Genomic DNA, 11,760 nt, shown 5'->3' with positions numbered 1-11,760 from the left:
GATTTGCTGTACATTTGACACGACTTGTCCTCTCTTTCTCATCTATGAATCTGTCCATTTACCATTAAGCAGTAACTGCTCATATTTTCCAGATAGTAGGGTGAACGAACTGATTTGCTAATCACAAAATGCCCGAATCTTGTAAGATACACTCATTCAAACTTTTCAATTAAATGATCCACATAGAAAACTGCTGCTTTCAAAGCTATGATCCTTCTCGTAATGTAGGTCCTCTGCCCACTGCCTTCTTTGGATCTCTCAAGAAATGAAGGAAGTGTTAACAGCAAACCCTCCAGCTCTTCTTTTGCTTCGATTAAATCCATTTTGCTGACATCCAGTTTCCGGCCTTCCCAATGTGCAAGAAGCGTATCTAAGCCAAGCTGAGCAGCCTTCATTCGCTTCGCGAGCAACCTTGTCTGTGGCGCATCTGTCTTCATATGAGAGAGTGCCTTTTCCGATTTACGAATAATCGACTCAAACGCTTCAACCGACTGCTGCTTTTCTTCTGCTGTTAAATTGTCCATATACCTATCATCCTCCTACTTTGATCATATAACATTCATGCAATATTTCGTTTTATATCCCAGGAACCGTCGCAGGGACAGCTGTTATTCCATGTAAACTTGTTTACGTACTTTAAGCTTTGACTTTAAGGATAACTTAGTTAAAAATAGATCACGTCTATCTTCCCATCCGCTAAATATGAAATTGGACATAGATTCAGGGATAGCTTCTACTCAGTAAATTTATTGAGACTGTTAAATTTCCACTAAAAAAGCCTCAAATCCACGAAACTGGATTAGAGGCTTTCTTCAAAACACATTTTAGATTATTAATTATCACACATTATCTCCAAGACTCAATCTAGCCACAACCGGGAAATGGTCGCTCGGGAACCTCCCATCGGCGAGATCATTGATAATTCCTGCTGAGGCAACCGTCATATTCCCCCGGCCTAGAACCCAATCAATCCGCTCAGATCCACCCTGCGGGTCCCGGAAATCGTTAAACGATCCCAGATCCTCATTAAAGCGCGTCTTTGTAAGCTCCCAAGTATCCTTAAAGCTCCCCTCTTCAGTCAAAATGTTGTATGGCTGTGAGTGCACATCTGTATTAAAATCACCAGTCAGTAATACAGGCAATGTGGAATCAAAGTCCTGAGCCTCCTGGATTACCAACCTCGCACTCTTCTCTCTGGCATTTAACGACTCATGATCAAAATGCGTGTTCATGTGATAGAACTGCTGATTCGTCTGCAGATCCTTAAATCTCGCCCAGGTTACCATGCGGGTATACATATTGCCCCAAGTAGCGGAGGCGATCATGTTTGGCGTATCGGAGAGCCAGAAATGATTGTATTCAAGCACCTGGAAGCGTTCTTTCTTATAGAAGATGGCTGAATACTCGCCCCTGCTCCCTCCGTCTCTCCCAAGTCCCACCAATCCGTATTCCGGCAGCATCTCCAGCAGGTCACTTATCTGGGCGAATACGCCTTCCTGTGTGCCTATTAAATCCGGCGACTCGCGCCGGATAACATCCCGGACCATCTCTCTGCGGTCACTCCAAGAATGGGGCGGCACGCCTACTTCACATTTCAAATTGTAAGTCATAATCCGAAGTTCTTTTGATGTCATGGTTTGTTCCTCCTGTTGTTGTCACTTAGATAATGATTGATGTTTCTTCCACTTTCTCAGCTTTGCCCGAAAAGATTTAAAAGGGGCCGCTGAGTTGATATGAATCCATCGCACCATCGGCCAGTTCGGCTTGTCCCCTGTCCACTTGCGGACCCCCTGAGTAAACAACTCTTCCTCACTCAGCGTGTCAATCCAATCCAACCACTTCTTCTCCGCTTCCCCAAACAACCGGCGCAGGTCCGCAAGTGAGCAATCCGCATATTGATCATAAAAAGATTGATATAACCCGCCCAGTTGATTCCACTTATAACCAGGAGCAGGCATAACAACGGTTCGCCCCGCTTTCTCATCGCGGTCCCAGCTCATCACCAGATCAAGCCAGCCTAGTTGATAGGCGATAATTTGAGCTGGAGTCCGGTCCACTTCAGGAACAAGAACATCCTTTTGGTCCTCAGGCATCCCTTCATACTCCCCATCAAGCAGCAAATATCCCGTATGTACAGCCTCAATTAACTCAGCTTTGGATTGGTAATCAAAACTCGCCATATTTTCACCATCCATTTTTTTACTATTATCGTAACACAAAGGGCTGCAAAAGCTAAGGAGGACAATAGGCTGATTTCTTACAAATCTATGATAATCTTTTATTTTGTATCTTCGCCTAGAGATCATCTCCAAAGCGTCGGGCGAGTTCATCGGCTGGTGCTGTACTGGAATTAAGGATGGGCTTCCATACCCGAACCGGGAAATTATGTACGGAATCTCAAAAGACTACAGGGGCAAAGGCTACACTACCCAAGCGGCCAAAGGATTGATCGGCTATCTCTTTAACAACAATACTGAGATTGAAGTCCTTAATGCGGTGGCTCTGGAATGCAACCTTCCCTCTATAAAAGTGATCCAAAAATGCGGGTTCAGCTTTAACAGTTTAATTGAATTGGATGGTAAGAGCTATCAGTGGTATACGCTCCACAGTTCGGATTGGATGAATAGAAGTGAATCTAATACTGCCCTAGGCTAACTGGGCTAAAACAAAAATCCGGTGCCGATTCAAATAGAATCGCAGCACCGGATTTATTCGCGCCAAGCTCTAGGACAGAGCCAGCATGGTCTTCATATCTTCCTCAGCAGTTGTGATCAGCTTCAAGCCAAACATATCCACGAGCACATCTAGTACCCCTTGGGAAATGAACTCGGGCGGTTTCGGTCCAATACGGATGTCCTGGATACCGAGACTGAAGAGACCCAGCAGAATGGCCACCGCCTTCTGCTCGAACCAGGACAGCACGATGCTGACCGGAAGCTCGTTCACGCTGCAGCCGAAGGCATCGGCTAAGGCAAGGGCTATTTTCACAGTGGAACCTGAGTTATTGCACTGCCCAAGATCGATATAACGTGGAATACCAGTATTCCCAACCGTTCCATAATCAACATCGTTAAAACGGAATTTACCGCAGGAAGTCGTCAAGATCACAGTGTCATTTGGCAGCGAAGTTGCCAGCTCCCTGTAATATTCCCCTCCTTTACCTGGTGCATCGCAGCCTGCGATGACGAAGAACCGGCGGATATGTCCGTCTTTGACCGCCTGGATGATCTCAGGCGCAAGCCCGATCACCGTCTCGTGATGATAACCTGTAGTTAGAACCTGCTCGGAATCCACATCTGCCGCAGGCAGAGCAAGTGCCCGCTCGATCAACGGGGAGAAGTCGTCATTAGCAATTTTCTGAACCCCTTCCAGCCCTGCAACCTCATACGAGAAGAAGCGGTCGGCATAGGTTCCCTTGATTGGCATAACACAGTTTGTAGTGGCAAGGATCGCCCCTGGGAACTGCTCAAACAATCTGCGCTGGTCGTACCACGCTTTACCGATATTGCCTTTTAGATGTGCATATTTTTTAAGAGCGGGATAGCCATGAGCTGGCAGCATCTCCGAGTGGGTATAGATGTTAATACCCTTTCCTTCAGTTTGCTTCAGAAGTTCCTCTAGCGCATACAAATTATGTCCGGTCACTACGATGCATTTGCCCTCAATCTTATTCTGGCTGACAGTAACCGGCTGTGGAATACCGAACCGCTCGGTATGCGCGCGGTCGAGCACATCCATAATCCGCACCTCGGCATTTCCGACCTTCATAGCCATTTCCAGGTGCTCTTGCGTGTTAAAGTTAGAGTTGGTCAACGTCATATATAGAGCCTCGTGAGTAATCCGGTCGACTTCCGGATCGCTGTAGCCAAGTTGGCGCGCATGTGTCGCATACGCCGCAATTCCTTTTAAAGCAAAAATCATCGTGTCCTGCAAGCTTGCAATCGTCTCATTCTTGCCACATACGCCGACTACAGTGCAGCCGCCATCCGGTGTCTGCTCACACTGATAACAAAACATATCAATATCCCCCATTTCGATAATTGGATCATTGTTATGCTCAGCGTAACAGAGCCTCAGACCTCAAGTTGTGACATTTAGCACACTGGAAAAGAACATTATTTGGCGACAAATTCCCTAGGCTTTGTGTTAATTCCAGTCAAGGAACTGATTGGTATACTACTCATTTTTTGTTCATTTCTTTTAATTGCTCTTGTGCTTCTAATCTCGCTTCGTTATATTTATCGCCTTCTGTCAGCTTAATTACTTCTTGCAACAGCTTTACTTTTTTAGATTTGTCACTAGTTCCAATTGCTCCTCCAGCATATAAAAATATATTAGGATAGTTAACCTTCTTATTTTCAAAAGTCACTAGTATAACCATACTAAGATATTTTTCTCTAGAATTTTTAAAATCCTGTTCAATTACATAATCTCTGGGAATCGGGTATCCAATTTTTTCAAACAAAATCAGATCGTTTGATACATCAGTTTTTTTCAAGGGGAAATTTAATGGTGTTTTATAAATAGATATATTTTTATATTGAGAATAATTTTTCAAAACTAGGCTGATGGATTGATCCAACTGCTTCTTTGTTGACTCATGTTCTGATGATAATTTATCCATCATTTTTTTCAACTTCTGAATACCGTCAGCATCTCCAAGGTCACTGTTCATATATTCTTCAATGCCCTTCAAATACCTCATATTCACATTCACATTTCCGATCATTTCCGACAGCAAAATTACCGTTTTTAAAACCTGTGCCCGGTAACTGTGTTTGGTATTCGGAAAGTCGGCGATCGTTAAGTCCAAATATTTTTTAGCCAATTTGGTGTTTTTTACATTCATTTGCTCAACTGCTTTTATGTAAGGCACAACATATTCTGCTTCAGCTTTTACTAGCTTGACATTTACTGGTGCTTGCTTGTAGCTCATTTGCTTCGTAAGTTGTACTGTGGATTTCTCAGCATTCCCTGCACTGAAATCCGACTTAGCTTCACGATTTGACGTAGAGCACCCCGTTAATACTATTGAACCAACCGCTATGTAAGTCAACAATCTAGACAATTTAGTCATATTAATCTCTCCTACCAAAGAAATAGTCCCTAAAAACCATACTAACACGTGTACCCTTAGAATAATATGGGTTTATTTCCTTATACATGAGAAGAAACCCCTCGTGCCAATTCAAGGGGCTTCAGCGTGCAATTCTTTTAATGCCTACTCATTCAAATAAGTAGTCACCCTGTTCTGGATCAGCTTCGCCACTTCCTCGGCTGACTTCTGGCCGGAGAAGAACGATCTGGACTCATCACTGACAATAGCGACAACCTTTCCCTTGGCCTCTGAGTAATTATTAACGGTATTTATCATCTGTTTGAACTGTTCAAATTCACTGTCCGGCACATTAGCTGTTTTGCCATCTGGAAGCTTGAACGATCCGTTCTTTACTTGTTCCTGAACATCGTCCAGCTTCTTTCCGTTCACGGATTTAACCAGTGAGAATCCTTCCCTGCTTTTAAGTGACTGCGTTTCCTTCGATAACAGATATGCAATGAATCTCCATGCTTCTTCCTTCACGGATGAATTCGCTCCGATGGCAAACTCAGATAACGGAATGATTCTCATCCCTCCCTTCTGTCCTTGTCCGTGAGGCTTCTGTAACAACTTCGGATTGGAAAACAAGGAGTACGGGGTATTAACAAAATCGGCAGGCTGAGACAAGACTTCCGAATAAAATAACTGGGTGCCCGTTTCCGCTGGTTCTGAGCTCATCACTTTATCATCGTACATTTGTTTAACTTCCTGCATTAAGCTCACAAATTCCGGGGAATCAAATTTGCCCTTCTTGGCAGCCTGATCCACGAACTGGTTGTAGCTGTCAACCACCATCTCCGTAAGAATGTAGTCTGGCGGGTTATTGGCGATTGCATAACGGATGATCTGGCCGGACTTATCCGCTTGCAGCAACTGCTTCGATACCGCTCCAAAATCCTTCCAGGTCCAGTTTTGGTCATCTACAGGAACCTTTGAACGGCCAAGTACGTCCCCGTCCCCAATAAAGGCTCGTAACATGAATCCCATAGGTATCGTATACAAACCACCATTCACCTTTAGAGCATCAAGCACATTCATCTGTAGGTCGTTCTTGTTTAAGGTGTTGTCCTTATCCATATACTCGCTCATATTGACTAACAGCTGTTTGCTCATATACTCATTGGTAGGAAGACCCTCTAACTGAATGATATCCGGTCCTTTCCCAGCGAGCATGGCGGTATTGGTTGTTTTTTCATATTTTTCATATTTACTATGATCGTAATTCTCTCCCACTTGTAAAGCAGCTTTGATTTGCAGATCTATATCCGGATTCTTCTCTTCAAAATCTTTTTCCACAGCCTGCATAAATTCTGTTGCCTGCGTCATTGACAAAGTAACCACTGTTTTGCCATTCTTCTTTGTCTTCTCTTTGCTTTCTGTAGACCCGGAACTACTACAGGCGGTTGTTGCCGCCAGAATCATACAAATACTAACCAGCCACAGCTTTCTCTTCATCCTATAATTCCTCCATTATCTATATAAAGTGAACTTATGAAGGTTACCCTTTTGGGGCGCTGAGGTGGGTTAATTCTAAAGTTCATTTTATATAACGTATATATTTTTAGTACGCTCCTTAAACTCAATTACTCCAGACGAATCCGGTTGCCGTCCTGTAACGGCTCACTGCTCTCCAAAATAATCTTGTCATCGTCATAAAGGCCTTCCGACTGAACCATCGTTTCCCTGCCATTGGTTTCAACGGAAGTGAGACGGACCTTACGGGCAACAAACACGTTACCGAGTGCTCCTACCTGTTCCTCAACTTTAAACATATACATGCCCTCTCGTTCCTTGCGAATCGCCCCTGGAGATACCTTAAAGCCCTCTTTGCTTGATCGCTTCTCAAGCTTGATTAATGCTTGCTCACCTCCTTGCAGGCCGGAATCTACCACTTTTATACTCAGTGTCTTCTGGGGAATGGTTAGCGTGCTGCCTGTTCCCGCATCGGCCTCACTCTGCGTTCGCGGCTCCGCCGATCTCATCTCGGTAATTGTGCCTTGACTCATCCGCGGCTTGGGTTCCTGGGATGTAGATATCTCTACCTCCAGCTTCTCCCCAATGGACAAGCCGAGGACGGACAATAGCGGACCATCCAGCGAAATGTCAAATTGATATCCCGAAGTACTGTTTGAGATCACCACATCCGGCTCTCCTCCCCCGGCCATGCCTTTGATGGCACTTACTTTCGTGATTACTCCATCAAAAGGGGCAGTAAGCTCCTTTTGGCTATTCAATTGCTCCTTGAGCCCATTAATTTTGCGTTCCTGCACGGTCTGATCAAGTTTGTGGGCTTCGATATCGCGCTTTGCTGCCCGGATTTTGAATTCATCCCCCTCTGTGGCCGATTGGATGAACTGATCCTGAAGACGCTGAAGTTCGATATTTTGCTTATTCAAGTTGCTTAGCTCATCCTGCAGTTCGCGTTCAGCGGCTTTGCTGTCGTATTGGATAAGCTTCTGTCCCTTTTTAACACGATCCCCCTCCTTCACAAGAACTTTCTGTACTTTCCAGCCAGAAGAATTTGTCAGCCTCGCTTCCGCGACAGGCTTTAGTACCCCGCCGCCTTCATACGTATGTACAAGACTACCTCTAGCCGGTTTTTCAGTGCTGACTTTTGGAAGGGTTAACGATTGCAGTGTGTTACTGAATAAGGTAAAGAGCACCAGTCCCACTACAAATACAATGAACGCAATCATGATCATCCGTTTGCGCTTGCGATCCGAGATCTCTTTTCCTGACTCCATATCCCGCTTTTCTCCTCCTAAGAGCGATGTTGTATATATTTCATCCCAACCTGCAAATTCTCTTCCCCAGTCCTACCCCTTGATCCCGGACAGCTGAACCCCTTCAATAAAGTAAGACTCCGCATATAAATACAGCAGCACCATCGGTGCCATATACAGCGCGGACGCGGCAAAAGCAACACCACGCTGACCTTCATTCACATTGGACAAATACACAGATAATGGCTGTTTGAACGGATCATCCAAAAAAATAAGCGGCTGCTCCACCATGTTCCAATAATCCACAAACAAAAGGATCACCAGCGCGGAAAGACCAGGTTTAACCATAGGCAGTATTATCGTATAAAAGATCCGCAAATGGCTGGCTCCGTCTATCTTGGCCGCTTCGATATAGGCATAGGGAATATGCAGCATGAACTGGCGAAGCATAAACACCCCGAACGCTGCAAAAATACCCGGCAGAATAATTGCACTTGGACTATTCAGCAGTCCCAGTCGATCGGCCATCATGTAATTCGGCACCAAGGTCACTTGAAACGGCATAAGCATCGTCAAGAGATAGGCAAAGAACAGCGCATCACGTCCCCGAAAGTTCAGCTTGGAAAGGGCATAAGCGGCGAGAGATGCAACGAACACTTGTCCGGCGATGATCGGCAGCACCAGGAACACCGAATTCCAGAACATCATTAGAAATTTCGGGCTGTTCACGAGCACTTCGCCATACTGTTCCAGGGACACCAGATCCGGCATCAGCTTTAAATTCACAAATGGCATTTCTCGTCCAACTACCGTCTCGTTGATTCGGCCTATAGGGCCATAGTTGAGTTCAATTTCCTGCTTGGTCGTGAGCGAATTTATAAAGGTAATTCCTATCGGAAACAGCAGTAAGACGGCAAATACACACATCACTATGGTTAATACAATCTTTACAAGGGTTAATCTAACCCGCAATCGTCCCCTCCTCCTTCCTACTCCATGGATCGCCGATGGCGGCGTTCCACCCCGAACAAAACCATGACGATGATGAGAATACCTAGAGCCATCATAGCTGCCGCCGCAGTCAGTTTCTGGATGTCTAGTTCCATAAACATGTTGTTCATATAATGCTGAAGCATATAGATACTGTCATGCGGATAAGCCCCTGCGATCAAATACGTTTCTCTGAACACTTTAAAAGAGTTAATAATGGACATGATGGTTACAAAGAACAGAGTCGATGTCAGATAGACGAGCGTGATGCTTCTCAGCTGCCAGAATCGTCCAGCGCCTTCCACTTGGGCCGTTTCATAATAATCCTTAGGGATCTGCTGAAGTCCCGCAAGAAACAGGATGATGTTGTACCCGATGTTCTTCCAAATATAAATAACGATCACCACATACCTGGCCGCATCCGTCTTCATCCAATCCACACGGCTCTTTCCTAAATAACTCAGCCAGAGATTTAAAGAACCGTTCCAATCGAACAGGATCTGCCAAATCAAGATAATCGAGGCGACGGGTACAACAAGCGGCATTACGTAGGCAGTCCGCAGCCATTTTCGGAAATATAAATTTTTATTCAGAAGCATCGCCAAACCCAGCGACACAACAATCATGATCGGCACACTAACCGCACTGAAATAAAAGGTATTGAATGCCGCCTTTTTAAATGAGCCGCTCGCAATTAGCTCACTGTAATGACTCAGACTGACAGCCTGGCTGTCTCCAGTACCCTCCATAAAGGACTGGAATACCCCTTGGGCAAACGGAATCAGGTAGAACAGCGAGAACCCGACACCACTTGGAATTAAAAATAACCAGGCCACGGCCGCGTCCTTCCGAAGCCACCTGATCATCTTGATCCGCCCCGCGAGCCCCAACCCACGGCAAAAACCCCACATCCTCATTCTCAGTTCCTCCTGCCTTTCCTAGAGACAGATTAGGATAATCTGATAAAAAAAGATGTAGGGTAAAAATAAAGTTTTCCTTAAATTGGCGTTCTATAGTTAAACGGTTGTGCTAGACGCTGTCGCCGCTGCTGGCAATCGGACTTCAAACACCGTACGAATAAAACTGCTCTGAGCTGAAATATGGCCCTGATGCTGATCCACAATATTTTTGGCAATATATAAACCTAGTCCAGTACTTCCTTCCGTATGGTTGCGTGACTTGTCTCCGATAAAGAACTCATCAAAGAGGTGGGGGATTTCTTCCTGAGGGATCGGGTCCCCAAAATTGATAATTTGCACCACTGCCTCACCTTCTTGGAGGTAACCATGGATGTCCACATATTTGCCTTCATGGCCATATCTAATGGCATTCGTGAGCAGATTTGCATAGACGCGGGCCAGCATCTCGCCGTCACCTTGAATCAACAGATTAGGTTCCAATCTAAGACGGGTGGTCAGTTCATTCTTCTCAAGTACGGGATATAACTCCTCGTTCAACTGATGAAGAAGCTGACTGAGATTAATCATCTTTTTCTCCATCTTTAGTTTCCCGTAGTTCATTCGGCTAATTTCAAACAATTGATCGATCAAGGTTTCGAGGCGCTGTGATTTGGTATAAGCAATACTTGAGTAGTGTTTAATTTCATCTACAGTCAGTTCATGGTTCTGCCCGATAAAATCCAGATACCCGAGCACTGAGGTCAGCGGTGTCCGCAGGTCGTGCGCCAGGTTCAAGATCAGCTGCTCCTTACTGTTCTCCGCAAAATCCCCCCGCTCAACCGCCTGCTTCAACTTCTCACCCGCCAAATTGATGTCTCTGGCAATGTGTCCGAATTCATCTTTGGTTGGAATGTCCACCTTACTGTTAAAGTCGCCAGATGCAAGCTGATTGATTCCGTTAGAAATTTGCTGGAAGTAACGGGCGTAACGCTTGGTAAGCAGAAAGAAGAACAAGATGGAAAGCGGGATAAAAATAATCATAAAAAAGTTAATATCGCCAACTTCTCTTATGAAATAACGGACTTGAGTCAGCGGATTCTCGAACCGGGTGGTATGATAATAACCTTGCAAAGCTTTGAAGACCAGATAAGTTATCCCACCGGAGAATAACATACTTAGACCAAACAAAAGAATCATTTTGAACCGGAAGCTTTGGATCATCTTAGCCATTGAACGTATATCCCACTCCCCAAACCGTTTTGATCAGCTTATTTTTATGCGTATCTTCCCCAAGCTTCTTACGCAAGGTACGAATGTGGACCATGACCGTATTGCTGCCCTCATAGTACGCTTCGCCCCACACCTGTTCAAAAATATTCTCCGTAGTGAAGACCTTCTTCGGATAACTGGCGAGCAGATATAAAATATCAAATTCTTTTGGCGTAAGCTCAATAGGTTTGCCATAAAGAAAAACCGTACGTTCCTCCGGGTGAATGACTACTCCCCCTGCCTGTACAACCGAACTCGCCGGGCTCGCTTGTGTCTGCTGATTGAATTCCCTGACACGCCTTAACTGTGCGTTCACACGGGCAACCAGCTCCATAGGATTGAAGGGCTTAGTCACGTAGTCGTCCGCACCGCGGACCAGTCCGCTAATCTTGTCCAGATCCGATGCTTTAGCACTCAAAAAGATGATCGGCATGTAATCCTGCTCGCGAATTTGCCGGGTTAATTCATAACCGTCCATGATAGGCATCATTATATCCAGAATAGCCAAGTCAATCGAATGGGTCTGAACCACCTGTAGAGCCTCCTGCCCATTAGATACTTTGATACATTGATAGCCTTCTTTCACTAAATGAAGCTCTACCAGATCGGCAATCTCCGGCTCATCATCTGCAATGAGAATCGTGATGGTTTTCAAACTTTCCACTCCCTGTTACGTTTTTTCCAATTATAGCAAATATACCAGATTGAGCTGGCTGTGTCTGTTTTGGTGTGACTTTACTTTCTTAATCCAGATTTACGATATGATGTAATATAGAAAAAA

General features: G+C 45.0%; 12 protein-coding genes. 1 reads left to right on the top strand and 11 read right to left on the bottom strand.

The features are described 5' to 3' along the window. Positions 1-152 precede the first annotated feature (152 nt). From BN6628_RS11100 to BN6628_RS11090, 3 genes are all read right to left on the bottom strand, one after another. Complete coding sequence (locus tag BN6628_RS11100; RefSeq protein WP_068617354.1) at positions 153-524, bottom strand: hypothetical protein; 372 nt, start codon at positions 522-524, stop codon at positions 153-155. Positions 525-839: 315 nt separating this feature from the next. Further along, positions 840-1,634 (bottom strand): endonuclease/exonuclease/phosphatase family protein, encoded by a 795-nt coding sequence (locus BN6628_RS11095; protein ID WP_082926876.1) that lies wholly within the window; start codon positions 1,632-1,634, stop codon positions 840-842. Between the two features lie 21 nt (positions 1,635-1,655). Continuing rightward, the gene (locus tag BN6628_RS11090; RefSeq protein WP_068617352.1) at positions 1,656-2,180 is read right to left on the bottom strand and encodes a ClbS/DfsB family four-helix bundle protein; all 525 of its coding nucleotides are present in this window, start codon (positions 2,178-2,180) and stop codon (positions 1,656-1,658) included. Between the two features lie 103 nt (positions 2,181-2,283). On the opposite strand from BN6628_RS11090, the gene BN6628_RS11085 reads away from it, so the two are divergent. Next, the gene (locus BN6628_RS11085; protein ID WP_235847618.1) at positions 2,284-2,655 is read left to right on the top strand and encodes a GNAT family N-acetyltransferase; all 372 of its coding nucleotides are present in this window, start codon (positions 2,284-2,286) and stop codon (positions 2,653-2,655) included. Between the two features lie 69 nt (positions 2,656-2,724). Here BN6628_RS11085 and hcp read toward each other — a convergent pair whose 3' ends face one another. The 8 genes from hcp to BN6628_RS11045 all read right to left on the bottom strand — a co-directional run bounded on the left by hcp (position 2,725) and on the right by BN6628_RS11045 (position 11,634). Beyond that, on the bottom strand, positions 2,725-4,017 hold the full coding sequence (hcp, locus tag BN6628_RS11080) for a hydroxylamine reductase (protein WP_068617347.1): 1,293 nt from the start codon (positions 4,015-4,017) through the stop codon (positions 2,725-2,727). 163 nt (positions 4,018-4,180) lie between these two features. Continuing rightward, a complete protein-coding gene (locus tag BN6628_RS11075; RefSeq protein WP_068617345.1) occupies positions 4,181-5,077 on the bottom strand; it encodes a hypothetical protein in 897 nt (298 codons plus the stop codon). 144 nt (positions 5,078-5,221) lie between these two features. Beyond that, complete coding sequence (locus tag BN6628_RS11070) at positions 5,222-6,553, bottom strand: ABC transporter substrate-binding protein (protein ID WP_068617343.1); 1,332 nt, start codon at positions 6,551-6,553, stop codon at positions 5,222-5,224. A 128-nt stretch (positions 6,554-6,681) separates the two neighbouring features. Beyond that, on the bottom strand, positions 6,682-7,842 hold the full coding sequence (locus BN6628_RS11065; protein ID WP_068617341.1) for an RND family efflux transporter: 1,161 nt from the start codon (positions 7,840-7,842) through the stop codon (positions 6,682-6,684). 72 nt (positions 7,843-7,914) lie between these two features. Next, positions 7,915-8,748 (bottom strand): carbohydrate ABC transporter permease, encoded by an 834-nt coding sequence (locus BN6628_RS11060; RefSeq protein ID WP_068622203.1) that lies wholly within the window; start codon positions 8,746-8,748, stop codon positions 7,915-7,917. Between the two features lie 62 nt (positions 8,749-8,810). Continuing rightward, complete coding sequence (locus tag BN6628_RS11055) at positions 8,811-9,677, bottom strand: carbohydrate ABC transporter permease (protein ID WP_068622201.1); 867 nt, start codon at positions 9,675-9,677, stop codon at positions 8,811-8,813. Between the two features lie 150 nt (positions 9,678-9,827). Further along, a complete protein-coding gene (locus tag BN6628_RS11050) occupies positions 9,828-10,940 on the bottom strand; it encodes a HAMP domain-containing sensor histidine kinase (RefSeq protein ID WP_068617339.1) in 1,113 nt (370 codons plus the stop codon). After that, a complete protein-coding gene (locus tag BN6628_RS11045) occupies positions 10,933-11,634 on the bottom strand; it encodes a response regulator transcription factor (RefSeq protein ID WP_068617338.1) in 702 nt (233 codons plus the stop codon). Before BN6628_RS11045 ends, BN6628_RS11050 begins: the two co-directional genes overlap by 8 nt. Positions 11,635-11,760: the final 126 nt, after the last annotated feature.

It is taken from the genome of Paenibacillus tuaregi, from assembly GCF_900086655.1.
GTDB classification, from domain to species: domain Bacteria; phylum Bacillota; class Bacilli; order Paenibacillales; family Paenibacillaceae; genus Fontibacillus; species Fontibacillus tuaregi.
This window is presented reverse-complemented; position numbering and strand designations above follow the sequence as displayed.